A 24,851-nucleotide genomic window follows, 5' to 3' on the forward strand; every position below is an offset into this window, starting at 1 on the left:
AAGTTGAGCGGATATCATTATTTTAAAGCGTTAAATAATTTATTTGCTAAACGCAGTTAATATGAACCTTACTAGACATTGCATGTCTTATTTATTTGCTATTTACCTTGGTATTAAGGATTTTAATGACACTCAAACATTTAGCCTTGGCATCTTTTACTATTTTGTCTTTAAGCGCGTGCCAAAGCACTTCAAAAGCTGAGTCAATGCCGATTGTTAATGTGCCTTTTACTGCGCCTCTCGCTTCTGATTTTAGAAGTGAAATTGCTATTGCACGTTATTCAGAGCTACTAAATAGAGTAGATCTAAGCCCTGAACAACAAGCAAAGCTTTATTATGATCGGGGTGTATTATTTGACAGTTTAGGCATGACCACCTTGTCGCGAATTGACTTTAATCGGGCTGTTAAATTAAAACCAGATTTAGCCGAGGTGTATAATTTTTTAGGTATTCAACACACCTTAATGCAGCAGTATGAAAAAGCCTATGAGCTTTTTGATTCAGCCCTTGAGCTTAACGAAGAACATGAATATGCGTATTTAAATCGTGGTATTGCACTGTACTATGGCGACAGAGCAGAGCTTGCACAAAACGATTTTAATGAGTTTTTAGCGCGCTCTCCAAACGATCCTTACCGTGTGTTATGGCTTTATTTAGCGCAAGCACAAGATGATAACGTTAAAGCACTTAGTGCGCTTAAAATCAACGCTAAAGCACTTGATGAATCGCAATGGGCGTATCAGTTAATTGCGCTTTACTTGGGCGATATTAGCGAACATGACTTTTTATCTGTTATTAGTGATGGGGTTAAATCAGAGCAAGAATACGCACAGCGATTATGCGAGGCTTACTTTTATTTAGCAAAATCGCATCAAGCTGCAGGTAATATTAATTTAGCCGCTGATTATTTTAAGCTGGCACTGGCTACCAACGTGCATGAGTTTATTGAATATAAATATGCGCGATTAGAACTTGAGCTGATGACAGGTGTTGACGCAAGCTAAGCGTTATAAACTAGCGGTAGTATTACTGTGCAGCCTATTTATTAGTGGCTCCAGTAATCACGCTAATAGTATTGGCTTTTGGCAGGTTTTAAATGCCAAGGCCAATATAATACAAAGTTATTGGCAATATCCTGATTATTTTTCTCTGCATTTACAGCAACTCCCTGATATTGCGCTCGCTTTATTAGCGCGAAATAAAATACCTGCCGCGCAATACAGGTATTCACTTAAATTATTAAAAAATAACCATACCGAGACTGCAAAGTTATTTTGGCAAAAAAACACCCATACTATGAGTGAATCAAAACGCCAAGCATTAGCGATGGCGTTATTGGCTCAGTCTCAATGGGACGATCTTAATTTATTGGCAAAGCAGGGGTTATTGCCTGAGGGAGATGTATTAAATCATCTTAAACTGCAAACAACTAAGCCTTATAGCAGCGTACCTGCAGCGTTTATGCAGCGCCTTGGTTTTTTATCATTGAGTTCAGAGATTAAAGCGGATGAGCAATGCTTGTTTAACGTGTTAATGATGAGCGATCACCGTAGCGGGTTGTATAAACTCGCTAAACTTATAAAGCAATATAATAAGCGCCCTGAGCCCGGTGCTGGGGTATTTTGTTTATCGCAACCTATTTATGTTGGCGGTGCTATTAATTGTAGTAATGCAGCAAATAAAATGGCGCAGTGCGATTGGAAAACCGCTAGGCTAAAAAAACAGCTTCCTACTGATTTTGACTTTATAGTAATGATGCCCGAGCAGGGGAGTGCAAATGTGCGCAGTGGCATTATGCAATTAAATTCAAAAGCAGGTTACCAAGTGTTTTTACACGAACTAATGCACTTTAATGGTTTTGAGGATGAATACGCGCTACCAAAAACGAAGCAAGCTTGGCTGTGCGCGCAAAGTGGATTTGTGGCACCTAATTTGTTTTTAGCAAGTAGCGAAGCTACCCCACCAGTAGGTTGGTATAAAAGCCAGAGCTGCCAGCAAGGGAGCGTAGCTTATAAACCCAGTGAAGCTTGGTCTATTATGCAATATCAGCAGTTAACTCTCTCAGCGCAATATAGGGCGTTGTGGCAAACACACATAGATACCCATTTTACATTATTTCCTCGTTTTAACTCCTTCATGGAACGCTCAACAACGCCACGCTAAATTTTAAAGTCTTTACTCTAAGGCGTATGAAAAGCGAACATAGTTGATATTGTTGCATTAATTTATATATAAATTTGCTTGATAATTATGCAGCTAGAGGCGCTTTCTATAGACAAAATCGGCGTTTATCAGTATAACTATACGTATTAATGCTGTTAAAAAAGCAGACCACAAAAGCTAATGTCCAAGTCACTTTGGTAATTAACTATAACAAATAGCGTATTGATAAATTTATGATTTTAAAAGGTCCTTTACTATGACTTTGCTCTGGATACCCCTGCTATCCTTAATTGGCAGTGTTATTTCTGCATTTACAGGCAAACTAACGCGAAACCAAGCGACAAGCTTAACTATGCTTGCACCTTTAACCGCACTTTGCATAACCCTATATCATGCGCCTGCGGTACTTGCCGGTGAAACTATTCGCTTTAGTGCTGCTTGGATCCCAAGTTTAGGGCTCGATTTCTCCCTGCGTTTAGACGGTCTAAGTTTACTGTTTATATTTATGATTTTGGGCATAGGCTTACTGGTTATTTTATATTCTCGTTATTATTTAAGTAATAACGACTCAATGGCAAAGTTATATAGCTACTTAATGTTATTTATGACCGCAATGCTTGGTATTGTTATGTCTAATAATGTTATTCAGCTATGGGTGTTTTGGGAACTAACCAGTATAAGTTCGTTTTTATTAATTAGTTATTGGTGGCATAAGTCAGAAGCACGCAAGGGCGCACGCATGGCGCTTACAGTTACCGGAGCCGGTGGTTTAGCGCTACTTGGTGGGTTACTGTTAATTGGCGACATTGTTGGCAGTTATAACCTTGATATAATTTTAGCCAGCAGAGCAATTATTCAATCGCACGATTTATACGAGCTTGCACTGGTTTTAGTGTTATTAGGTGCATTTACTAAATCGGCTCAATTTCCGTTTCACTTTTGGCTACCTCATGCCATGGCCGCGCCAACACCAGTGAGCGCCTATTTACATTCGGCGACCATGGTTAAAGCGGGTATATTTTTGTTAGCGCGCTTTTATCCGGCCTTAGCGGGCACCGAAATGTGGTTTATATTAGTTGCCTTAACAGGTTTAATTACTTTGTTATTTGGCGCATACGTGGCTTTATTTAAGCACGATTTAAAAGGCTTATTAGCGTATTCAACAATAAGTCATTTAGGTTTAATTACGCTATTGCTTGGCCTAGATACCGAACTTGCTACCGTTGCCGCTATTTTTCATATTATTAATCACGCTACCTTTAAAGCGTCACTGTTTATGGCCACCGGTATTATTGACCATGAAACAGGTACGCGCGATATGCGTAAACTCAATGGTATGTGGCGCTTTATGCCCTACACAGCAACGCTTGCTATGGTTGCCGCTGCGGCAATGGCGGGTGTCCCTTTGCTTAATGGCTTTATTTCAAAAGAAATGTTTTTTGCCGAAACACTGCATCAGCAAGTGCTTGGCTCTATGTCGTGGTTAATCCCCGTTTTAGCAACCATTGCAGGTGCATTTGCCGTGGCTTATTCGGCGCGCTTTATTCACGATGTGTTTTTTAATGGCGACCCAATAGATTTACCGCGTACACCACACGAGCCGCCTCGTTATATGCGCGTACCCATCGAAATATTAGTGGTGTTGTGTTTACTTGTTGGCATGTTTCCGCACTTTGTAGTTGATGGTATTTTATCGGCAGCCTCATTAGCAGTGCTGGGCAAAGCAATGCCAGAGTATCAGCTGAGCATTTGGCATGGCTTTAATTTACCGTTATTAATGAGTGCCATGGCAGTTGCTGGCGGCTTGTTTATTTATGTTAACCGTAAACATCTGTTTCAATTTCAAGCGTCTTTACCGCCGCTAAACGCTAAAAAAATGTTTGATAATTTAGTACAATGCGTAATTGATTGGAGCCAAGATAAAATAAACAAAACAGAAAATGGCTCACTGCAACGCTATGTATTTATTATGCTGGGCGTTATTTTATTAGCTGCTGGTTGGCCGTTATTTGAAATGCAAAAACTAGCGGGAAGTGTGCCAAATACACCGGTTGATTTACACAACGGTATAGGTGCTAGCTTGTTAATTGTAGGTGCTATTGCCACAGTGATCAGCCATAGATCGCGTATGGTCGCTTTGTTAATGGTATCTATTGTGGGACTAATGGTAGCTGTGGTGTTTACCCGCTTTTCGGCACCAGACTTAGCCTTAACGCAATTAACGGTAGAAGTGGCGACAATAATACTACTTATGTTGGCATTGTTTTTCTTACCGCAAAGCACACCAAGAGAATCAAGCTCATTGCGTATATTACGTGATTTAAGTATTGCCTCTACAGTGGGCGTGGTTATAGCCAGTATTTGTTACGCTTTACTTACTCGTCCGCTTGATTCTATTTCTGACTTTTTTATTGCCAATGCCAAAACGGGTGGTGGCGGTACCAATGTAGTTAACGTTATTTTAGTTGATTTTAGGGGCTTTGATACGCTTGGCGAAATTACCGTATTGGGTATTGCAGCACTAGGAATATTTAAGCTTTTATCGCGAATTCCATTGTTTATGCCGGCAACCGACAGTGATGGTCGTTCATGGGCACGCGAGCGCCACCCTATTTTATTAGCCAGTATTTCACAAAGTTTACTCCCGCTTGCACTGTTAGTGTCGGCGTATATTTTCTTACGTGGTCATAATTTACCGGGTGGCGGCTTCATTGCCGGGCTTGTTACTTCTATCGCCTTTATTTTGCAGTATATGGCACATGGCTCCACTTGGATCAGTGAGCGCTTTGATGTTAATTATCGAAAAATTATTGCCTCGGGTATCGCTATTGCTATGTTTACGGGTGTGGGCAGTTGGTTTTTTGATAAGCCATTTTTAACCACGTGGTTTGACTATTTTGACATTCCATTTATTGGTAAAACAGAGTTAGCAAGTGCCATTGTGTTTGACCTTGGTGTGTACTTAACCGTAGTGGGTGCCACGTTGATGATATTAGCAAGCTTAGGTGATATGACCACAAGTGCAGAGCAAAAAGAAGGTGATGTTTAATGGAGTTATTATACGCGTCGTGCGTGGGTGTATTAATTAGTTGCGGTGTGTTTTTACTGCTAAGAGCACGTACTTTTCCGGTTGTGCTTGGGCTAACTATGATTTCTTACGCAGTTAACTTGTTTTTATTTTCATCGGGTCGACTAACCACAAATAAAGCTGTTGTATTAGGTACAGGCGCAGATTACGCCGATCCACTGCCGCAAGCTTTAGTGTTAACAGCCATTGTAATTGGTTTTGCAATGACCGCCTTTGTGGTTATATTAGCAATACGTGGCCGTGCAGATTTAGGTAATGACCATGTTGATGGTCACCTTGTTAAAAGTAAGTACAAGGTGAGAAAATGATCCAGCATTTAACATCGCTTCCTGTATTGCTGCCTATGCTAGCAGCTATTATTTTACTATTACCACCGTGTGGTAAAAACTTATTTGCCCGTCGTTTGGCTTCAAGCGTAATGGCTATTATTACATTTGTAGTGAGTGTTTTATTACTGATAACCGTACACAACGAAGGTATTAACGTATACGCAATAGGTAACTGGTCAGCACCGTTTGGTATTGTACTTGTTGCCGATATGCTCTCTAGTTTATTGGTGGCACTTACTTCATTTTTAGGCGTCATGGTTGTGCTGTACGGATGTGCAGGCGATGATGAACACGGCAGTTTTTTTCATCCACTAATTCACTTTTTAATTTTAGGTGTAAATGGTGCATTTTTAACTGGCGATTTATTTAACGTATTTGTATTTTTTGAAGTGCTACTTATTGCCTCTTATGCCTTGCTTATGCACGGTGGTGGCAAGCAAAAAACCAAAGCTGCATTGCACTATGTTATTTTAAACTTAGTAGGCTCAAGTGCGTTTTTAATTGGTTTAGGTATTTTATACGGTGTACTAGGCACGCTAAATATTGCCGATATGGCGCAAAAAATATCTTTACTTACTGGCGACGATGTTTATTTAGCTAAAGCCGGTGGACTATTATTATTAGTAGTATTTGCTTTAAAAAGTGCGTTATTGCCACTGCACTTATGGTTACCAAATACCTATTCAAGTGCGGCCCCAGTTGTTGCTGCGCTATTTGCGATTATGACCAAAGTAGGTGTGTACGCCATGCTACGCGTTTATACGGTTATGTTTGGTGAGCAAGCTGGCGAACTTGAACATATGGCGCAAACTTGGTTGTGGGGCTTAGCAATTGCAACGATAGTTGTAGGGGCGATTGGGGTGTTAGCCGCTCAGGACTTACGTAAAATTACAGCTAATTTAGTACTGGTGTCGGTGGGTACTTTGGTGGCTTTAGTGTCGTTACAAAACATAAACGCTACGGCTGCGCTGTTATATTATTTAGTACACTCAACGTTGGTATGTGCGGCATTATTTTTACTCGCCGATATAATCTCTATTCAACGCGGTAAAGTTGGCGACAGATTGGTAGCGGGTAGAGTGGTAAAACAGCCGTTTTTATTAGGCACGTTATTTATTATTGCAGCATTAACTGTAATAGGCATGCCGCCATTTTCAGGCTTTGTGGGTAAAATTTGGATTTTAAAAACAACACTTAATAGCGAAAATGCAATGGTGTTTTGGCCTGCTTACTTAATTACCAGTTTAGTGTTAATTATTGCACTAGCACGCGCCGGAACCAGTTTGTTTTGGGAAGGCAAGTACACAGGTAGTGAGCCAAATGACGCTCCAAATGCACATCCATTGCAAGTAATTGCTATTGTAGGGTTACTTATTTGCTCTGTAATGCTAGTTGTTTTTGGTGGTGCTATTAGTGAATACACCATAAAGGCCGCAACCCAATTACACGACATAAGTGGTGGTATTAATGCTGTGCTTAAAGGAGGTGTTTAATGCGACTAAAAGCACGTTTTAGATTATTACCTACGCCATTTCGTAGTGTGTTTTTGTTTATAGTTTGGCTGTTATTAAATAACAGTGTGTCTGCAGGGCACTTAGTATTAGCGGCTATATTCGCGATTATTATTCCGTTATTTACTATATCGTTTCGCGATCCTCAGCCGCTAATTTTAAGGCCCGGATTAGCCTTTAAACAGGTTTTTATTGTACTGTACGATATTATAGTGGCTAATTTACAAGTGGCTGTATTAATACTTGGGCCAAGTAAAAACATGCGCCCAGCATTTGTTAAAGTACCCGTAGATTTAACTCATGAAATGCCGATTACTATTTTGGCAAGCTGCGTGTCACTCACCCCAGGCACTGTGAGCGCTGAGGTATATCCTATTTTAGAATCACTTAATAAAGGTGAGCAACCAACACAGCGTTATTTGCTTATTCATGTACTTGATCTTAAAGACGAGCAAGCACTTATTAAACAAATAAAAGAGCGTTATGAGGCTCCCTTAAAGGAGATATTTCAATGTTAGAAACCGTATTATTAATTGTATTTAGCATGATTGGATTAGCGCTATTGTTAAATTTATGGCGTTTGGTAATTGGTCCATCGGTTCCCGATCGTATTTTAGCGCTCGATACTATGTATATAAACGTGATTGCGCTGATTATTTTATACAGTATAAGTATGAGCACGGGGTTGTACTTTGAAGCGGCTTTATTAATTGCAATGCTAGGCTTTATAAGCACAGTAGCATTATGTAAGTATTTACTTCGCGGCGATATAATCGAATAAGGTATAGCAATGATCAGTGAATGGATAGTATCAATATTATTATTACTAGGTGGCGTGTTTATTTTAATTGGCTCAATAGGATTAGTTAAACTGCCTGATTTTTTTATGCGCTTACATGGCCCAACTAAAGCAACTACCCTAGGTATGGCGAACATTTTAACCGCTGCTATGGTGTACTTTGCAAATACCGAACATGGCGTGAGTGTTAAAGAAGTACTTATTACTATATTTTTATTAATTACCGCACCGATTAGTGGATATATGTTAATTAAAGCAGCCATTCATCATAAGCTTAAGCCAAAAGATGGCACTAAAGGGCTCGATAATATTGAAGATTAACATTATTTATAAATGCATTTAGCGTGTAACTACCTAGATGTATTTAACTACAACAAAGCCGGATAAAGTTAATTTATTCGGCTTTGTTGTTTTTAAAGTATTTAAGTTGACCTATGTGTGACACATAGGTTTACACTATAGGTATGAGTTTAGCTTTAAACTATGAATTATTACGGAGGGGCTATGTACGTTAAACAACTTGCCAATAAAATGGGCGTTACACCCGACACTATTCGCCATTACACGCGAATGCAGTTGCTCAAACCAATCCGTAGTGTAAGTAACGGTTATCAAGAATATACAAACACTGATCAGCAGCGTTTAAAGTTTATAATTAACGCTCGTCAGTTGGGTTTTTCTGTTAAAGATATTCAGCACATTATTACTGAGTCGGAGCAAGGAAACTGCCCATGCCCATTAACGCGAAAACTAATAGCTAAACGCTTAGCCGAAACCGAAGCTCTTTTTCAAGAAACACTTAAGCTGCGCACACGCATGCAAGCAGCAGTTAAGCAATGGCAAAGCTCTCCCGATGGCGCAACTAGCGCTGATATATGTAGTTTAATAGAGTCATTTGTTGACCCCATTAGCACTGAAGAAAATAACCCGGAGGCGTAATGAGTAAAAATATTAACAGCAGCTCACAAAACTTTATTATTGAAGGGGCTAATTGTGGCAGCTGCGTAGCAAAAATAGAAAAAGCGCTAAAAACAGTATCGGGTGCACAGCGAGTAGAAATGAACTTTGCACAACGCACCGTACAAGTAGAAGGGCAAGCGGATGAAGCGGCGCTTATTGCAGCGGTAGAAAACATTGGCTATAAAGCAAAGCCCATGAGTAATGACTCAGAGCAAGATGCGCTTGATGAAAAAGCCAAAGCCGATGACGCGCATTATAAAAAATTAATGCGCAATATGATATTAGCGTTAGGCGTAGGTGCGCCATTAATGCTTTATGGGCTGATTTTCGATATGAACGTAATAACCACTACCCAACGCATAGCTTGGTTTATTGTGGGTTTGGCCACGTTAGCAGTAATGGCCGTAGCCGGTAAGCAATTTTACAATGGCGCATGGCAAGCATTTAAAAACCATGCCGCCAATATGGATACGCTTATAGCGCTGGGAACCGGTACTGCCTGGTTATATTCTATGGTAGTCGTTATTACCCCTAACTTACTACCAGAGGTGGCAAGGCATGTGTACTTTGAAGCCTCAGCAATGATCATTGGTTTAATAAGCTTAGGCCTAGCATTAGAGGTAAAAGCCCGCGGGCGTACCTCTGAGGCTATAAAGCGCTTAATAGGGCTGCAACCAAAAACAGCACGTGTTATTCGCGACGGGCAAGAGCGCGATATTGATATTAGTGACGTAGTAAAAAATGATCAGGTACGAGTTCGCCCAGGCGAAAAAATATCAGTAGATGGCGAAGTGCTTGAAGGCAGTAGTAGTGTTGATGAATCAATGCTAACGGGTGAGCCTATGCCGGTTACTAAACAAATAGGCGATACGGTAGTCGCTGGTAGTATTAATAAAACCGGAACATTATTATTCAAAGCGACCCATATAGGCAGCGAAACAACACTCGCTAATATTATAAATATGGTAAAGCGGGCACAAAATTCAAAACCTTCAATTGGTCGTTTAGCAGATGTTATTTCAGGTATTTTTGTTCCCACGGTAATGATAATAGCAATACTGGCAGGCCTTGCTTGGTTAAACTTTGGCCCTGAGCCAAGCATTGCTTATGCCGTAGTTGCTGTTACTACTGTGCTTATTATTGCTTGTCCGTGTGCGCTTGGTTTAGCAACGCCAATGTCGGTAATGGTGGGCATAGGTAAAGCTGCTGAGTCGGGAATACTGATCCGCAATGGTGAGGCACTACAAGTGACTTCTAAAATTACCACCATGATTTTAGATAAAACCGGCACCATTACCGAAGGAGCGCCAACGGTAACCGATGTTATTACCTTTAATAACAGCGATGAAAACACAGTAATGCAGCACGTTGCTAGCCTAGAGAGTAGTTCAGAGCATCCATTAGCCGAGGCCATAATAAGTTATGCTAAAGCGCTAAATTTAACGCTGAGTAAAGTAACTGACTTTGATGCACTTACCGGTAAAGGAGTAATAGGGACGCTTGATGGACAAACGCTGTTGTTTGGTAATAAGGCCTTAATGGATAAATACCATGTTGCAATTGACGATGCGTACGAGCAGGCACAAACATTGGCAAGTGAAGCAAAAACCCCAATGTATTTTGCAGTTAACCAACAGCTACAGGCTATTATTGCTGTAGCAGATCCTATTAAAGCAGACTCAGCTGCAGCAATTAAACGGTTGCAAAATAAAGGCATTCACTTAGTCATGCTCACAGGCGATAACCAAGCAACAGCGCAAGCAGTTGCTAAAAAAGTAGGAATAAAGGACTTTATTGCAGAAGTACTCCCCGACGACAAAGTAAATGAAGTTATAAAGCGCCAAGCAAAGGGCGAAATAGTGGGTATGACGGGTGATGGCATTAACGATGCACCGGCACTAGCGCAAGCCGATGTTGGCTTTGCGATTGGTACAGGCACTGATATAGCCATAGAAAGTGGCGACATAACCCTAATGCGCGGATCGTTACACGGCCTTGCAGATGCAATTGCAGTAAGTAGCGCGACCATTTTAAATATTAAGCAAAATCTATTTGGTGCCTTTATTTATAATGTGGCGGGTATTCCTATTGCTGCCGGGGTGTTATATCCATTTTTTGGATTATTGCTTAACCCAGTAGTAGCAGGCGCTGCTATGGCATTATCATCGCTAACGGTTGTTAGTAACGCCAATAGATTACGCTTTTTTAAACCAGCAAAATCATAAGCCAAAGCCTTTAATTTAGGAGTAATAATTATGTTGATGATTAATATATTAGGCGCATTACTCATAATTGCGATTGTTTACTGGTTTTGGCTTTTTAAGCCAAAGCAAGTGCAAAGTAACGACAATAAGGTAGCTATAGTGGTCGATAACGGTGTATACCAACCGGCGCAAATTAAAGTTGTTGCAGGTAAAGAGTTAACACTTAACTTCGATCGCCAAGACAGTGCACCATGTAGCGAAACCGTCATATTTCCACAACTTGATATAAGTAAAGCCCTTGTAATGGGCGATGCTAATACCTTAAAAATACCCGAGCTTAAAGTAGGTGAGTACGACTTTCACTGCCAAATGCAAATGTATAAAGGTAAGCTAATAGTGCAGTAACAGTTGAGCTAAACGTATTGTTAGCGCGTATTGGCTTATCATATTTACAGCTTTTGGACTTTGCAATTTTATGAATAAACTAAACCCTAAAAAGCTACTTAATAGTAAGTGGACTGCAGTACCTGCAATCAATAAAGAAAAACACTTTATTATTATAGAGGTTGAGTACGATGAGGATAGCAACGTGATTGCGTGCGTTACTGAGGCAATAATTTCAAAAAGCCAATACCCAATTAGTTGGCGAGATTTAAAAAACGCACAAAATTGGTTACAAGGCTGGAAATAACAACTAATTCCACTTCTCGTAAAAATAATAAAGCCGCTGCATTAAGATTATGTAGCGGTTTTTTGTTTCAATTCACTGTTAATCACATCCTAATGTGCACTGCATTCGCCAAATGGCGACAAAAAGCATCATTTGTTTTAAAACCCTTCATAAATGCTGAATGAATAAAATTAATTATAAAAAGCTATTTACTTTCAATGCCTTATTTTTTGTTTTTTATTTAATAATTTATAAAAAGTAAATTGTTAATGGTGGGTTTATTACAAAATCAACTTAAAACAGCCAGTAGTGGCTTATTTGCGCTGTGTTGTGTCTTTTTTATGAAAGTTAACCTTATGATTTTTAAGCTTTAATTATTTAACCTCAAACAGCTGTTGCTAAAAAGCAACAAAAAATCATTATAAAACACCCTCAAACGGCTTAAATAATTATAAGTGATTGTTTTTAATGTGGTTTAAAAACATGGCATCGAAGTTGTAATACCTAAGCTGTATTGAGCAAAACAAGATTAAAGTTAAACAGCTTAAATCATAACCCAATGAAGGAATTACATTATGAAAACATTTAAATCAACACTGGTACTAATGGCTCTAGCTTCTTCATCAGCGGCTTTTGCAGCAACAGATTTTGACACACTTGATGTAGACGGTAATGGCGCAATTAGCCAAGCAGAAGCGTCGGTAGATGCAGAGCTTATGAGTAAATTTACTGAGCTTGATACTGACCAAAATGGTGAGTTATCTAAAGAAGAATTTTCTAAGGCATAAGCCTCAAGCCCTACAGCACAATTAATATTCTGAGTTGCCAAAGACAACCTAAATAGGCAAGGGAGCCTTTGATAAAGAATAATAAGGAAATTCACGTGTTCTTGGGAAGGTTTATATATTACATATACTTGAAGGATTAAATTATGAAAAAGTTACAATCAACACTGGTTTTAATGGCATTAGCGTCTTCGTCTGCAGTATTTGCAGGCACCGACTTTGAAACACTTGATGTAGATAGCAGTGGCACAATTAGCCAAGCCGAAGCGTCGGTTGCCGCTGAGTTAATGGAGCAATTTGCAGAGCTTGACGTTGATGGCAACGGTGAGCTTTCTAAAGAAGAATTTGCTGAGTATTAATTTGCAGCACATTAATTTACAGAATATGGATTCTTGAAAAGGACTTTCACTTTATTATTTTTATTAAACAGGCTTTAAGCTTAAGGATAACACAATGAAAACATTACATAAGACATTAGCACTAATCGCACTAGCATCATCTTCAGCGGCATTTGCAGCAGTAGACTTTGACTCATTTGATACAGATGGCGACGGCGTTATTAGCCAAACAGAAGCGCAGGCAAACCCGCAGCTTGCACAAATATTTGATGAATTAGATGCAGATGGTAATGGTGAGCTTTCTAAAGAAGAGTTTGCAGCAGTTCAATAATGCTACCCACTTCTAACTAAATAATGATAATACGTACTAAAAAGCAGCCAATTGGCTGCTTTTTTATGTGTGTTTAAAACGCAATTGCTAACGCTTATCTTGCTCACGTTTTGTTTTAAAGTCAGACTCTGCTTTCCACTTTGGCCAATCGTTGCTGTTAGCCAGTTGTGTGGCTATATTAATGATCAATTGGCTATCTTGCTCTACACCACCAAGCGACCAGTCAGCAGAGTAATCATCGGCTTCTTTGTGGTATTTATGAGTAATGTAATCAGGGTCGGTATCACCAAGGCTCATAAATAATAAACTGGGCACACCTTGCTTAGAAAGCGAAAAGTGATCAGAGCGAAAAAACAGACCATTTTGCGGGCGAGGATCCATTTTTACCGTTCGACCTTGTTGCTTAGCGGCCTTGGCTAAGTAATCTTCCATTTCAGAAAGCCCTTTACCATACTGTAAAACATAGTCAGTAGCGTCAAGTACGTTCATGCCATCAATATTTAATAAGCCAACCATTTGTTTAGTTGGGATCACCGCACCAGATGCAAATTCTTCTGAGCCAATTAGGCCAGTTTCTTCTGCGGTAAAATTGGCAAAAATGATCGAACGTTTAAATGGCGTTTGTTGATGTATTTTACTCATTACTCTGGCAATTTCGAGCGTGGCGGCTGTACCAGATGCGTTATCTACCGCACCATTATAAATTTTAGGCCCGCTATCTGTTTGTTTAGTGCCAAAGTGATCCCAATGCGCGCTAATTACAACGTATTCCTCTGGCAGCTCGCTACCGGTAAGTTGTGCTACTACGTTATGCGACTTTGCATGCGATACTTCATTTTTAAAGGCCAGATTTGCTTTTACGTTAAGCGGCAGCGCTTTAAAGTCAGCATTTAAAGCCTGCTGTTTTAATTGCTGATAGTTAAGGTTTGCTGCATTAAATAAGCGCTCGGTAGCCTCAAGGTGTAACCATCCCATAACAGGAAGTTTAGAGGTGTTGTTGGTGTCATCAATTAGCGTATATTTAGTACCCGTATTTGAGCTCTCTACTACGCTCCATGGGTAAGCTGCTGGTGCAGTTTCGTGCACTATAAGAACAGCAGCAGCACCTTGGCGAGCCGCTTCTTCGTACTTGTAAGTCCAACGACCGTAGTAGGTCATAGCATTACCGGTAAACAGGCTGTCGTCTTGAGTTGCAAAGCCAGGATCGTTTACTAACACCACCACGGTTTTGCCTGTTACATCAAGGTTTTTATAATCGTTCCAGTTATATTCTGGCGCATTAATACCATAGCCTACATATACCACGTCAGAATTACGCACATCAATAACGCTTTGTAGCTGCTCGGTACGGGCAGTAAAGTCTTTACCTGCACTAAAAGTGAGCTCACCAATAGTTAATTGCATATTTTGATCAGCAGTTACTTTTGCCATTTTTACCGGTTGTAAGTACTTATCGTTATAAGCACCGCTTAAACCAAACGCTTGGTATTGCTTAGTTAAATAACCAATTGTTTTTACTTCACCGGCTGTAAGGGGGCCACGACCTTCAAATTCGTCTGAGGCGAGTGTTTTAATGTGCTGTTTAATATTATTAATACTAAGTGCTTGGGAGTTTTCAAGTTTAGTTGTGTCAGCAGCTTGCTCTGAGCAACCTATGAGCGTTAGAAATAATAAAAGGCTGGTTGTTTTTATAATTGTCATAATAACTGAGGGTAGATAATACATAGCTAGACTATATACAGCGCGCTTTAAAGTGTCTATACAGGATAGAATTTTATAGACTTAAGTTTTAGCAGTTACACAATATTGAACTTAGAATTTAGGACTAAAGAGGGGGAGCAAGGAGCAAAAGTGAGTTGTGGCAGTGTTATAAATGTAGGCCAAATTAATACTGCCCTAATAATAAAAACACCTCAGTGTTTATAATATTAAGGGCAATAATAGTCGCGGCTAACTAATTAAGCATCTGCTAATTTAACGCGGATTTTGCTTTTATCAACAGTTGCTTGGTTAAGGGCTTTAATTGCACCTTTAACTTCTATGTCGTTTGGCATTTCAACAAAGGCAAAGCCTTTAGATTGGCCAGTTTCTTTATCAAGTACTAAGTTACAGGTAGTCACTTTACCGTGCTCTGCAAATAAAGTACGAAGGTCGTGCTCAGAAGTAGCACGAGATAAGTTGCGAACTAATAGTTTCATAATGAACCATGTTTTAAAAATAACTATCGCGATTGTCTCAAGTAAAAGCCGATTGACCTAACGATAAATTGCGATCAGTAAAAATAGTTTAAACTTAATAGCTTAATTTTATGATGAAGGACGACTAAATGAATACGGTAATTATAGTTTTAGGCGCTCCCAACAGTAGTGACGGTCGTTTATCAGTAATAGCGAAAAGTCGATACGATCAGGCATATCAAACATATTTGCATAATCCCAAGGCTAAAATATTATGTACAGGAGGTTTTGGCGCGCATTTTAATACCACTGATTGCGCGCATGAACGATACACTAAACAATTATTTTATTGAGCTTGGAATACCTGCAGCTGTATTTTTAGACATTCCATTAAGCCGCTTTACCTTTGAGAATGCTCTACTGGCTAAACCTATTTTAGCGAGTGCTAATATCAGCCATGCAATTTTGTTCAGCTCGGCGTTTCATATGCAGCATGCGCATTATATATTTAACCATGTGCTGCCAATATTAAATCTAAATTTAGTCAGTGCTAAGGCACCATTACCAGATATTAAATTAGTGCAGTTGTATGCCTATTAATATGTAGTAATGATTAGGGAGGAGGAAAATATTCGGCAGTTTATTTTATCTAAGTTACCAACACTGGCCATACAAGCAACTAAAGTAAGATAGTAACCTGCCGATATCTAGTAATAAATAACGAACAAGGAAAATGATATGAAAGTTAATTCAAATGATACTAACCTAGTATCGCAATTTATATCGAACGGTTCAGAAGTAAAAGTTAATAAACCTGCAAATGGTAAAGAGCAATTAAATAGTGAAATTGAGCGACTAGCTAAGGATATATATCATAAAGATCAGCCTAAAGAGCCTGAAGCGACCTATGATAAGCCAATGAATATATCAACAAATAATGTTGTATCAACAAGGGAAGTAGAAGAAAAAGCGTTAAATAATATTCGAATCGCTACTGTCAATCTTTATATGCCGGGTGGTGAAGTTTCCAACTCTGTTGAAAAAATGTTTACTCAGTATGACAATATTATGGCTGAAATAGCGGCCAAACAACCATCATTAGCGAATAAAGACTGGGGGATATCAATCAGTCAATCAGGTGAGCTAGAAGTTACAGGTTCCATTAATGATAAAGAGAAAAGTCTTATATCTGAAAAATTAAATGACAACGGGGATTTTGTGGCCGCAGCTAACGAGTTTAAATCGAGCTTTCTAGAGCACATTGACTTGGGAGTTAGGGGGTGGTCAAGTTACGACGTAAACGAAGATAATTTCTCAAAAATATTTGATTTAAAAGAAATTCTGGATAATTCACAAGGCGGAGAAAGCTTTAAACAGGCTTGGAATAAGGACTTTAGTTGGCTTGAGCTAAACGATAATATCTCATCTCAACTTAGAAGAAATGCAATTAAAAATTAAAACAATTCAATTATCCTTATTGCTTATGGGTAATAAACTGCAACAAAAAAGCCGTTAATGACTATTGAACACTAACGGCTTGCTTAATTTATAAAAGCGACTTATTTTACTTCTTTACCTGCCGCTTGTTGGTCAGCATGGTAGCTAGAGCGTACAAATGGGCCAGAGGCTGCATGGGTAAAGCCAATTTCATCAGCATAGGCTTTTAGTGCATCAAACTCAGCAGGTGGCACGTAACGTTTTACTGGTAAGTGATGCTTAGAAGGCTGTAAGTATTGGCCTACTGTAAGCATATCAACGTTATGGGCACGTAAATCGCGAAGTACTTCTTCTATTTCGCTAATTTCTTCACCTAAACCAACCATTAAACCGGACTTAGTTTTAATCTCTGGGTGCGCTTCTTTAAAGCGACGCAGTAGCTCAAGTGACCATTTATAATCAGCCCCTGGACGCGCAAGTTTGTATAAACGCGGCGCAGTTTCTAGGTTATGGTTAAACACATCCGGTGGGGTTTCGATTAGTATTTCGAGCGCGCGGTCCATACGGCCACGGAAATCGGGTACTAAAATCTCAATAGTAATATTTGGGCTGTGCTTGCGAATTTCGCGAATACAATCGGCAAAATGCTGCGCGCCACCATCACGTAAATCATCACGATCTACCGAGGTAATAACCACATAGCTTAGCTTCATGTCTTTAATTGTAAGCGCTAGTTTTTCAGGCTCAGTTGCATCAGGTGTTAATGGACGACCATGGGCAACATCACAAAATGGGCAACGACGAGTACAAATTGCACCTAAAATCATAAAGGTAGCTGTACCGTGGTTAAAACATTCAGATAGGTTAGGGCACGAAGCCTCTTCGCATACCGAGTGTAGTCCATGCTTACGCATTGCTTGTTTAATGCCCTCAATACGCTCAGTTGATTTAGGTAAGCGAATTTTTAGCCACTCTGGCTTGCGTAACATTTCGTTTTTTTCTGTTGGTAAAACTTTTACGGGGATCAACGCCATTTTTGCTGCGTCGCGTAGTTTTACACCTGGTTCCATCTTGACTGGTTTATTCATTCGTTTTCAAACCCTTCAGTATGCTTAACCTGTGTTGCATTAAGCTTTTTAATCATGTGTTTTACCAGTCCTGCACCTGCTATTTCTAGGTTTTGAGGACCCTTTAATTCTTTAGTTTGCACCATATTCATGCCTGCATAACCACATGGGTTAATGCGTAAAAATGGACTTAAGTCCATGTTAACATTTAATGCTAAGCCATGAAACGAGCAACCACGACGAACGCGTAAACCCAAAGAGGCTATTTTACTGTCGTTAACGTAAACACCGGGCGCATCGGCTTTGGCGTATGCTTGAATGTCGTACTCGGCGAGGGATTCAATAATACACTCTTCTAGCCAAGTAACTAACTCGCGTACACCAATTTTTAAACGACGTAAGTTAAATAGTACATACATCATTTGCTGGCCGGGGCCGTGGTAGGTTACTTGCCCACCGCGATCAACTTTAATTACTTCTATATCGCCGGGTGCGAGTAAGTGCTCGTCTTTACCTGCTTGGCCTTGAGTAAATACACTTTCGTGCTCTACTAACCAAATTTCATCCGCGCTATTGTCGTCGCGGGTATCGGTGAAGTCTTGCATTTTTTGCCAAATTGGCAAGTAACGCTGGCGGCCAAGTTGGCGCACGATTAAGGTGTTTTCTTTCACAACAAATCTCAATTATGGCTTAAAGCATGTGGCGTACGTCATCTAGATTACTGATCACGTTATAAATTTCTTCAATATGAGCGCCACTAGTAACGGTTGCAACAAGCGAAACTGATTCGTAATTACCTTTGCTACTTGGTTTTACTTTTGGGGCATAGTCGCCAGGTGCAATAACTTGTAACTTAGCTAAAATTTGATCCGTTAAGTTTACATTGGCTAAACCCATTATTTTAAATGTAAACGGGCAAGGGAACTCTAAATACTCATCAAATTTAGTATCTTTAACTGGTTGAACCACGACAGTGACTCCTCATACAAAAAAGTGTTGGCTTAATTTTGCTAAGTGGCAAACCCTAAGCTTAATACTATTGGGCTAATGGCAATCTGAGTTAAGCTTGTTTGGCTGTGCCAAAAAGTTACAACTCAACATAATTGACTTATATGGGGCGCATTCTAGCATTTTTCAAGCAAAAAAAAACGCCTCATAGCAGAGGCGTTCATATTGTTTTATGCGGCTATTGCATTATCTGTAAACGTAAGTAGTCATAAATTTTACTAAAGAAGCTACCTTCTTCCACTTCTTCAAGTGTAACTAGCGGATATTGTGCAATATCTTCGCCTTCTAGTTGTAAAAATAAAGTACCTACTGTAGTGCCTTTAGCTAATGGCGCTTCAAGCGTGTTATCTAATTTAAAGTTCGCTTTTAAATTTTTATGCTGACCACGTGGAATAGTAATAGGGGTATCTTCTAAAATACCTAAAGAAACATTTTCTTTATTACCCATCCAAATACGTTGCTCTGCAAAGCTATCGCCTGCTTTGTACGGTGTAATTGTTTCATAAAAACGAAAGCCATAGTTAAGTAACTTTTTGCTTTCTTCTTTACGTGCGCGCTCGCTTGAAGTACCCATAACAACAGCAATTAAACGCATATCGTTTTTAGTTGCAGAGGTTACTAAGCTGTAGCCTGCATCTGATGTATGACCGGTTTTAATACCGTCTACGTCTAGGCTTTCATCCCATAATAATGAGTTACGGTTATATTGTTTAATACCGTTATAAGTAAATGACTTTTTCTTATAAAGTGCGTACTCATCGGGTACATCGCGAATAAGTGCGCCGCCAAGAGTTGCCATATCACGCGGTGTTGTATAATGCGCGTCGGTATCAAGGCCGTGGCTATTAATAAAGTGAGTGTTGCTCATGCCTAATTTTGCAGCATGGGCGTTCATTAAATCAGCAAAAGCGCTTTCGCTACCGGCAATGTGCTCTGCCATAGCAACGCAGGCATCGTTACCTGATTGAATAATTATTCCGTGGTTTAGGTCATCAACGCTAATTTGTTTACCAACTTCAATAAACATTTTAGATGATTCTGGAAAGTTTTTAGCCCACGCTTTTTCGCTAACCGTAACCATGTCTGTAGGTGCAATATTACCGGCTTTAACTTCTGTGCCTATAACATAACTGGTCATCATTTTAGTTAAACTAGCAGGTGCTAATCTTGTATCTGCTTCACCTTGGGCGATAACTTTGCCAGTTGTAAAGTCTACTAAAAAATAACCTTTAGCATTAACTTGAGGAGGTGCTGGAATAATTTGTGCGGTGGCTGAAAATACGGCGGCAGAACAAACTAGGCCACATACCCCGTTGAGAATTTTATGTTTAATAGATTTCATCATACTCATTAATGGTTAAAGTTAAAGATTTGCGTTAGCTTATTCTAAAGGGCTTACTGAGTGTAAAGCAAGAACGCGTTTTTAAATTGGTTTTGTTTTAATTGTGTTAATACTTGCTGTGCATGCTGGGCGTCTTTAATTGGCCCTAAATGCAACCTGAAAATATCGTCTTTTTGCACGATATTAGTGGGTAATTTATAATCGAGGCGTAAACGACTAGCCAGTGCTTCAATATTTGCTAGTGTACTACCTGCTGCTACCTGAATATAGGTTAAATGCGCAGTCGAATTGTCAAGCGTAACTGCTTCAAGCTTAACCTTGGCTGTACCATGGGTGTAATAACCTAGTTTGTAAGCGGCTGCGTAGGATAAATCAATCACTCTATCTTCATGAAATGGGCCACGGTCATTTACGCGCACAATGACAGATTTATTATTACTGGTATTTGTTACTTTTACAAAGCTAGGCAAGGGCAGAGTTTTGTGAGCAGCGGTCATGGCAAACATATCGTATATTTCGCCATTTGAAGTGTGATAACCATGAAATTTACGGCCGTACCACGATGCAATGCCTTCCTCGGTATAGCCTGTTTCGTCAAGCATAGGCGTATAACTTTTACCTAATACGGTATAAGGGCGGCTTGCACTGGCGCTTTTAGTAACTTTAACTACTACAGCGTCTTGCATTTCTAATGTGGTAGGCGCACGTAATGGTGCAGCATCATGGCGCATGCTGTAGCGGCTGCTTGGGGTGTTATTTGAACTACTACAAGCACTTAAAAGTATTAGGATAAAGCTGATAGTAAAAAATCGAGTATAAAATTGCATTATTTTAAAAGCATCCTTTTATCAGTTGCAATAGACATAATAATGCCAAAACTGGCCATCAGCGTCACCATAGACGTACCACCATAACTTATTAGCGGAAGCGGTACACCTACAACGGGTAATAAACCCGATACCATGCCTATATTTACAAACACATAAACAAAAAATGTCAGTGTAAGTGAACCGGCTAATAATTTGCCAAAAGCATCTTGTGCATTCACAGCAATAAATAAACCGCGGCCAATTATAAATAAATAGAGGCTGAGTAAAACACTTATTCCAAATAAGCCAAATTCTTCACTTAATACCGAAAATATAAAGTCAGTATGGCGCTCTGGTAAAAATTCAAGTTGCGACTGCGTGCCCTGTAACCAACCTTTGCCTTCAATGCCACCAGAGCCAATCGCAATTTTAGATTGAATAATATGATAGCCTGAGCCAAGCGGGTCGCTTTCAGGGTCTAAAAAAGTAAGTACTCGTTGCTTTTGATAATCGTGCATACCATAGTGCCAAAAAGGCCACGCAGCGAGTGCGACTATTGAACTTAAAAAACCAATTAAACGCCAGCTCAAACCCGATAAAAACAATACAAAAACACCTGAGCTGGCAATTAATATAGAAGTGCCTAGGTCGGGCTGCTCTTTAATTAATAGCGTAGGTAGCATCATAATTACAAAACCAATAATTAAATGCAGTGGGCGAGGGGGTAAGTGATTACGTCCTATATACCAAGCAACCATCATAGGAACTGCGAGCTTCATTAATTCAGATGGCTGAAAGCGAGTAATACCTAAATCTAACCAGCGCTGAGCGCCTTTAGAGCTTACCCCAAATAATAACACTCCAACTAGCATTAATAACCCTAAGCAATAAAGCGGTATAACTAAGCGCTTTAAAGTAGCAGGAGATAGCTGCGCTAACACGAACATAGCTACAATTGCACCGCCCATACGCGTAATGTGGCGGATCATCATGGCGTTATCTTGGCCACTGGCGCTATACACAATAGTGATACTACCGACCATCATTATTAGCAGCGCAATAAATAAGGGTAAGTCTATATGTAGGCGCATCCAAATTGAGCGTTTATCGTGCAAAGCGGTCATGGGGTGTTATTCCTTGCAAGATTAACGGGGTTGGCTGCAAAGTAGTAATCCATAAGTTGCCGAGCAATTTGCACGCCACCATGGTTATTTTCTAATATTACAGAAACAACAATTTTGGGATCGTTATACGGTGCAAAACCAATATAAATAGTGTTATCGCGTTGTCGCTCTTTTAACGCATCAGCATCGTAGCGTTCACCTTGAGCAATACTTACTATTTGTGCTGTGCCCGTTTTACCAGCAGAGTCATAGTTAGTCCCTTTAAATGCTTTATGTGCAGTACCCGATACTTTTTTTACTGTGTTGTGCATTGCATCTAAAGCAATTTGCCAATGGTGAGGGTTTTTTAATATTACAGGGGGCTTTTCTTCATTATTGATTTGTATAATGTCGTTATCTTTTTTAACCACTTGCACTAAATGCGGCGGATGGTTAATACCACGGTTTACTAAAATGTTTGTCGCATTTGCAATCTGAATCGGAGTGGCGGTCCAATAGCCTTGCCCTATGCCTACAGAAATAGTATCACCGCGCCACCATGATTCTTTAAAGCGATTTTCTTTCCACTCTTTAGAGGGCAGTATTGCCGTCGTTTCTTCATGAATATCAATACCCGAGAGTTCACCAAAGCCAAAACGCGACATAAAGTTACTTATTTTAGTAATACCTAAGCGATAAGCTGCATCGTAAAAGTAGGTATCGCACGACTCTTCAATTGCTTTGTATACATCAACATGACCATGCCCCCAGCGTTTCCAGTCGCGCCATTTATGCTCTACATTTGGAATTTGAAAAAAACCAGGGTCCCACATAGAAGTACTTTCGCTGACTATATTCTCTTCTAAGGCTAAAATAGCCATGTGTGGTTTTACAGTAGAGGCAGGTGCATAACGACCTTGAGTTGCACGATTAATTAACGGGCGATCTGGGTTTAATAAGGCTTTATAGTTTTTGCTGCTTATGCCGTGCACAAATAAATTAGGGTCGTAACTAGGGTTTGAATATAGCGCAAGTACACCGCCATCTTTAGCATCCATAACGACAATAGCACCACGCATATCTTTAAGCGCATGTTGGGCAATTTGCTGTAAACCAATATCGAGAGTGAGTACTAAATCACTCCCCGGTTGTGGAGGGAGCATGCTTAACGTACGAATTACTCTACCGCGATTATTAACTTCAACATGCTGCGAGCCTACTTGGCCATGCAAGAGTTCTTCGTAATATTTTTCGATGCCGAGTTTGCCAATGTCGTGAGTGGCGCGATAATTTGTAGCTTGATCTTCTTGAGTTAATTTATTTAACTCTTTTCTGTTTAATTTAGCCACATAGCCCAGTGCATGGGTAAGGGTATCGCCAAACGGATAATAACGAGCAAGGCGAGCTTCAATGCTAAAGCCCGGAAATTTATGCTGATTTACTGAAAATTTAGCAACTTCTGTTTCATCTAAACGTGCTTTTAGTACTTGGCTTTTAAAACGCCGCGTATGTTTTATATCGTCTAAAAAGTCGGTTTTTTCTTGCTCGCTTATGGTTATTATTTTACTTACTTGTTCAAGCGATAGCGGCAGGTCTGCAACATCTTCAGGAATAACCTCAAGATTATAAACGGGTTTGTTTTCGGCGAGTAGTACGCCATTGCGGTCGTAAATTAAACCTCGGTTAGGCGCAATAGGAATAACTTTAATACGGTTGTCGTTGGAGCGAGTTTGGTAGTTTTGATGATCATCTACCTGAATTTTATATAAATTAGAGAGTAAAATAGCAATTAGAGCTAATATAAAAATAAAACCCACAAACGCACGCCGTGCAAATAAGTTTGCCTCTGCTGAATGGTCGCGAATAGTGGGTCTTTGTTTTAACATGGCAAGGATTACTCGCGATGATAAGGATGGTTGTTATTTAAGCTCCAGCCTCTGTATAGGCTTTCAGCAACAATAATGCGCACCAAAGGGTGCGGTAAAGTTAAGTTAGATAACGACCATTTTTGCTCAGAGGCAGCAATACACTCTGGTGCAAGCCCTTCAGGACCGCCAATAAGTAAACTTACATCGCGGCCATCGAGTTGCCATTTTTCCATGTTTTTAGCAAGTTCGTGTGTATCAAGTGGTTTACCTGTTACTTCTAGAGTAACAATACGGTTGCCTTTAGGAATAGCTGCTAAGGTTTTTTCACCTTCAATATGTAAAATGCGTTTTATATCTGCATTTTTACCACGTTTTCCGGCTGGAATTTCAATCAGTTCAAGCGCCATATCTTTAGCAAAACGACGTTGATACTCTGTAAATCCGGTTTCTACCCAAGCTGGCATTTTTGTACCAACGGCAATCATTTGTATTTTCACGTGTTACTTCCAAGCCTGTCTAAAATAAGTGGGTGCTTATTACTAGCCCCACAGTTTTTCTAGATCGTAATAGCTACGTGCTTCGTTTTGCATCACGTGTACAACCACATCACCTAAATCAACCAATGCCCATTCACCGTCGCTTTGGCCTTCATAACCTAAAGGTTCTTCACCTGCGTGGCGAGCCTCTTTTGCTAAATTATCAGCAATTGACAGAACATGACGTTTAGATGTGCCAGAGCATACAACCATGTAGTCTGTAATGTCTGATGTTGCTGTTACGTCAATATGAATCACATCGCGTGCTTTCATATCTTCAATTTTATCTATTGCAAAAGCGAGTAGTTGTTTCGAATCCAAGGTTT

Annotated in this window: 28 protein-coding genes; 17 read left to right on the forward strand and 11 right to left on the reverse strand. The window is 39.8% G+C overall.

Annotated elements, in window-relative coordinates:
• Window positions 1-125: 125 nt before the first annotated feature.
• From nlpI to PTRA_RS05095, 15 genes are all read left to right on the forward strand, one after another.
• Window positions 126-1,004 (forward strand): lipoprotein NlpI, encoded by an 879-nt coding sequence (nlpI, locus tag PTRA_RS05025; RefSeq protein WP_058372925.1) that lies wholly within the window; start codon window positions 126-128, stop codon window positions 1,002-1,004.
• Window positions 988-2,163 (forward strand): hypothetical protein, encoded by a 1,176-nt coding sequence (locus tag PTRA_RS05030; protein ID WP_099046587.1) that lies wholly within the window; start codon window positions 988-990, stop codon window positions 2,161-2,163. Before nlpI ends, PTRA_RS05030 begins: the two co-directional genes overlap by 17 nt.
• A 256-nt stretch (window positions 2,164-2,419) precedes the next feature.
• The gene (locus PTRA_RS05035; RefSeq protein WP_058372926.1) at window positions 2,420-5,212 is read left to right on the forward strand and encodes a monovalent cation/H+ antiporter subunit A; all 2,793 of its coding nucleotides are present in this window, start codon (window positions 2,420-2,422) and stop codon (window positions 5,210-5,212) included.
• Entirely contained in the window at window positions 5,212-5,559 is a 348-nt protein-coding gene (locus tag PTRA_RS05040; protein ID WP_058372927.1) for a Na+/H+ antiporter subunit C, read from the forward strand. Before PTRA_RS05035 ends, PTRA_RS05040 begins: the two co-directional genes overlap by 1 nt.
• The gene (locus PTRA_RS05045) at window positions 5,556-7,073 is read left to right on the forward strand and encodes a monovalent cation/H+ antiporter subunit D (RefSeq protein WP_058372928.1); all 1,518 of its coding nucleotides are present in this window, start codon (window positions 5,556-5,558) and stop codon (window positions 7,071-7,073) included. The genes PTRA_RS05040 and PTRA_RS05045 overlap by 4 nt, the downstream gene beginning before the upstream one ends.
• Entirely contained in the window at window positions 7,073-7,609 is a 537-nt protein-coding gene (locus PTRA_RS05050; protein WP_058372929.1) for a Na+/H+ antiporter subunit E, read from the forward strand. Before PTRA_RS05045 ends, PTRA_RS05050 begins: the two co-directional genes overlap by 1 nt.
• A complete protein-coding gene (locus tag PTRA_RS05055) occupies window positions 7,603-7,872 on the forward strand; it encodes a K+/H+ antiporter subunit F (protein ID WP_011327697.1) in 270 nt (89 codons plus the stop codon). Before PTRA_RS05050 ends, PTRA_RS05055 begins: the two co-directional genes overlap by 7 nt.
• Window positions 7,873-7,881: 9 nt before the next feature.
• Window positions 7,882-8,211 carry a Na+/H+ antiporter subunit G gene (locus tag PTRA_RS05060; protein ID WP_011327698.1) on the forward strand — a complete coding sequence of 110 codons (330 nt, stop codon included), beginning with the start codon at window positions 7,882-7,884 and terminating at the stop codon, window positions 8,209-8,211.
• A gap of 183 nt (window positions 8,212-8,394) precedes the next feature.
• Window positions 8,395-8,829: a MerR family transcriptional regulator gene (locus PTRA_RS05065; RefSeq protein WP_058374528.1), complete on the forward strand. Its 435-nt coding sequence runs from the start codon at window positions 8,395-8,397 to the stop codon at window positions 8,827-8,829.
• Window positions 8,829-11,075 carry a heavy metal translocating P-type ATPase gene (locus PTRA_RS05070; protein ID WP_058372930.1) on the forward strand — a complete coding sequence of 749 codons (2,247 nt, stop codon included), beginning with the start codon at window positions 8,829-8,831 and terminating at the stop codon, window positions 11,073-11,075. Before PTRA_RS05065 ends, PTRA_RS05070 begins: the two co-directional genes overlap by 1 nt.
• A gap of 30 nt (window positions 11,076-11,105) precedes the next feature.
• Window positions 11,106-11,459: a cupredoxin domain-containing protein gene (locus PTRA_RS05075; RefSeq protein ID WP_058372931.1), complete on the forward strand. Its 354-nt coding sequence runs from the start codon at window positions 11,106-11,108 to the stop codon at window positions 11,457-11,459.
• A 70-nt stretch (window positions 11,460-11,529) separates the two neighbouring features.
• Entirely contained in the window at window positions 11,530-11,745 is a 216-nt protein-coding gene (locus PTRA_RS05080) for a TIGR02450 family Trp-rich protein (protein ID WP_011327702.1), read from the forward strand.
• Window positions 11,746-12,299: 554 nt separating this feature from the next.
• Window positions 12,300-12,512, forward strand: a complete 213-nt coding sequence (locus tag PTRA_RS05085; protein ID WP_011327703.1) for an EF-hand domain-containing protein — start codon at window positions 12,300-12,302, stop codon at window positions 12,510-12,512.
• A 143-nt stretch (window positions 12,513-12,655) separates the two neighbouring features.
• Entirely contained in the window at window positions 12,656-12,868 is a 213-nt protein-coding gene (locus PTRA_RS05090) for an EF-hand domain-containing protein (RefSeq protein WP_011327704.1), read from the forward strand.
• A 94-nt stretch (window positions 12,869-12,962) separates the two neighbouring features.
• A complete protein-coding gene (locus PTRA_RS05095; protein WP_011327705.1) occupies window positions 12,963-13,178 on the forward strand; it encodes an EF-hand domain-containing protein in 216 nt (71 codons plus the stop codon).
• Window positions 13,179-13,265: 87 nt separating this feature from the next.
• Here the strand turns inward: PTRA_RS05095 and PTRA_RS05100 are convergent, their stop codons facing one another.
• Entirely contained in the window at window positions 13,266-14,879 is a 1,614-nt protein-coding gene (locus tag PTRA_RS05100; RefSeq protein ID WP_058372932.1) for a M28 family metallopeptidase, read from the reverse strand.
• Window positions 14,880-15,136: 257 nt separating this feature from the next.
• Window positions 15,137-15,376: an RNA recognition motif domain-containing protein gene (locus PTRA_RS05105; RefSeq protein WP_011327707.1), complete on the reverse strand. Its 240-nt coding sequence runs from the start codon at window positions 15,374-15,376 to the stop codon at window positions 15,137-15,139.
• A 267-nt stretch (window positions 15,377-15,643) separates the two neighbouring features.
• On the opposite strand from PTRA_RS05105, the gene PTRA_RS05110 reads away from it, so the two are divergent.
• The gene (locus PTRA_RS05110) at window positions 15,644-15,955 is read left to right on the forward strand and encodes a YdcF family protein (protein ID WP_069188183.1); all 312 of its coding nucleotides are present in this window, start codon (window positions 15,644-15,646) and stop codon (window positions 15,953-15,955) included.
• Window positions 15,956-16,093: 138 nt separating this feature from the next.
• Window positions 16,094-16,813, forward strand: a complete 720-nt coding sequence (locus PTRA_RS05115; RefSeq protein ID WP_058372933.1) for a hypothetical protein — start codon at window positions 16,094-16,096, stop codon at window positions 16,811-16,813.
• Window positions 16,814-16,914: 101 nt separating this feature from the next.
• Here PTRA_RS05115 and lipA read toward each other — a convergent pair whose 3' ends face one another.
• The 9 genes from lipA to rsfS form a co-directional block, all read right to left on the reverse strand.
• Entirely contained in the window at window positions 16,915-17,880 is a 966-nt protein-coding gene (gene lipA, locus PTRA_RS05120) for a lipoyl synthase (RefSeq protein WP_011327708.1), read from the reverse strand.
• Complete coding sequence (gene lipB, locus PTRA_RS05125; protein WP_058372934.1) at window positions 17,877-18,530, reverse strand: lipoyl(octanoyl) transferase LipB; 654 nt, start codon at window positions 18,528-18,530, stop codon at window positions 17,877-17,879. The genes lipA and lipB overlap by 4 nt, the downstream gene beginning before the upstream one ends.
• A gap of 19 nt (window positions 18,531-18,549) precedes the next feature.
• Window positions 18,550-18,828 (reverse strand): DUF493 family protein YbeD, encoded by a 279-nt coding sequence (gene ybeD / locus PTRA_RS05130; protein ID WP_011327710.1) that lies wholly within the window; start codon window positions 18,826-18,828, stop codon window positions 18,550-18,552.
• A 217-nt stretch (window positions 18,829-19,045) separates the two neighbouring features.
• Window positions 19,046-20,209 (reverse strand): serine hydrolase, encoded by a 1,164-nt coding sequence (locus PTRA_RS05135; RefSeq protein ID WP_058374529.1) that lies wholly within the window; start codon window positions 20,207-20,209, stop codon window positions 19,046-19,048.
• Window positions 20,210-20,262: 53 nt separating this feature from the next.
• Window positions 20,263-21,036 carry a septal ring lytic transglycosylase RlpA family protein gene (locus PTRA_RS05140; RefSeq protein WP_058372935.1) on the reverse strand — a complete coding sequence of 258 codons (774 nt, stop codon included), beginning with the start codon at window positions 21,034-21,036 and terminating at the stop codon, window positions 20,263-20,265.
• Complete coding sequence (rodA, locus tag PTRA_RS05145; protein WP_058372936.1) at window positions 21,036-22,142, reverse strand: rod shape-determining protein RodA; 1,107 nt, start codon at window positions 22,140-22,142, stop codon at window positions 21,036-21,038. The genes PTRA_RS05140 and rodA overlap by 1 nt, the downstream gene beginning before the upstream one ends.
• Entirely contained in the window at window positions 22,139-24,007 is a 1,869-nt protein-coding gene (mrdA, locus tag PTRA_RS05150; protein ID WP_058372937.1) for a penicillin-binding protein 2, read from the reverse strand. Before mrdA ends, rodA begins: the two co-directional genes overlap by 4 nt.
• Before the next feature lie 8 nt (window positions 24,008-24,015).
• Window positions 24,016-24,486, reverse strand: coding sequence for a 23S rRNA (pseudouridine(1915)-N(3))-methyltransferase RlmH (rlmH, locus tag PTRA_RS05155; RefSeq protein WP_058372938.1), 471 nt, complete (start codon window positions 24,484-24,486; stop codon window positions 24,016-24,018).
• Between the two features lie 42 nt (window positions 24,487-24,528).
• On the reverse strand, window positions 24,529-24,846 hold the full coding sequence (gene rsfS / locus PTRA_RS05160; RefSeq protein ID WP_011327716.1) for a ribosome silencing factor: 318 nt from the start codon (window positions 24,844-24,846) through the stop codon (window positions 24,529-24,531).
• Between the last annotated feature and the right edge of the window lie 5 nt (window positions 24,847-24,851).

Origin of the sequence: Pseudoalteromonas translucida KMM 520 (assembly GCF_001465295.1) — a bacterium.
GTDB classification, from domain to species: domain Bacteria; phylum Pseudomonadota; class Gammaproteobacteria; order Enterobacterales; family Alteromonadaceae; genus Pseudoalteromonas; species Pseudoalteromonas translucida.

Coding starts and splice junctions, on each gene's coding strand:
- nlpI (WP_058372925.1), top strand. CDS start 126: ATGACACTCAAACATTTAGCCTTGGCATCTTTTACTATTTTGTCTTTA.
- PTRA_RS05035 (WP_058372926.1), top strand. CDS start 2,420: ATGACTTTGCTCTGGATACCCCTGCTATCCTTAATTGGCAGTGTTATT.
- PTRA_RS05040 (WP_058372927.1), top strand. CDS start 5,212: ATGGAGTTATTATACGCGTCGTGCGTGGGTGTATTAATTAGTTGCGGT.
- PTRA_RS05045 (WP_058372928.1), top strand. CDS start 5,556: ATGATCCAGCATTTAACATCGCTTCCTGTATTGCTGCCTATGCTAGCA.
- PTRA_RS05050 (WP_058372929.1), top strand. CDS start 7,073: ATGCGACTAAAAGCACGTTTTAGATTATTACCTACGCCATTTCGTAGT.
- PTRA_RS05055 (WP_011327697.1), top strand. CDS start 7,603: ATGTTAGAAACCGTATTATTAATTGTATTTAGCATGATTGGATTAGCG.
- PTRA_RS05060 (WP_011327698.1), top strand. CDS start 7,882: ATGATCAGTGAATGGATAGTATCAATATTATTATTACTAGGTGGCGTG.
- PTRA_RS05065 (WP_058374528.1), top strand. CDS start 8,395: ATGTACGTTAAACAACTTGCCAATAAAATGGGCGTTACACCCGACACT.
- PTRA_RS05070 (WP_058372930.1), top strand. CDS start 8,829: ATGAGTAAAAATATTAACAGCAGCTCACAAAACTTTATTATTGAAGGG.
- PTRA_RS05075 (WP_058372931.1), top strand. CDS start 11,106: ATGTTGATGATTAATATATTAGGCGCATTACTCATAATTGCGATTGTT.
- PTRA_RS05080 (WP_011327702.1), top strand. CDS start 11,530: ATGAATAAACTAAACCCTAAAAAGCTACTTAATAGTAAGTGGACTGCA.
- PTRA_RS05085 (WP_011327703.1), top strand. CDS start 12,300: ATGAAAACATTTAAATCAACACTGGTACTAATGGCTCTAGCTTCTTCA.
- PTRA_RS05090 (WP_011327704.1), top strand. CDS start 12,656: ATGAAAAAGTTACAATCAACACTGGTTTTAATGGCATTAGCGTCTTCG.
- PTRA_RS05095 (WP_011327705.1), top strand. CDS start 12,963: ATGAAAACATTACATAAGACATTAGCACTAATCGCACTAGCATCATCT.
- PTRA_RS05100 (WP_058372932.1), bottom strand. CDS start 14,879: ATGACAATTATAAAAACAACCAGCCTTTTATTATTTCTAACGCTCATA.
- PTRA_RS05105 (WP_011327707.1), bottom strand. CDS start 15,376: ATGAAACTATTAGTTCGCAACTTATCTCGTGCTACTTCTGAGCACGAC.
- PTRA_RS05115 (WP_058372933.1), top strand. CDS start 16,094: ATGAAAGTTAATTCAAATGATACTAACCTAGTATCGCAATTTATATCG.
- lipA (WP_011327708.1), bottom strand. CDS start 17,880: ATGAATAAACCAGTCAAGATGGAACCAGGTGTAAAACTACGCGACGCA.
- PTRA_RS05135 (WP_058374529.1), bottom strand. CDS start 20,209: ATGAAATCTATTAAACATAAAATTCTCAACGGGGTATGTGGCCTAGTT.
- PTRA_RS05140 (WP_058372935.1), bottom strand. CDS start 21,036: ATGCAATTTTATACTCGATTTTTTACTATCAGCTTTATCCTAATACTT.
- rodA (WP_058372936.1), bottom strand. CDS start 22,142: ATGACCGCTTTGCACGATAAACGCTCAATTTGGATGCGCCTACATATA.
- mrdA (WP_058372937.1), bottom strand. CDS start 24,007: ATGTTAAAACAAAGACCCACTATTCGCGACCATTCAGCAGAGGCAAAC.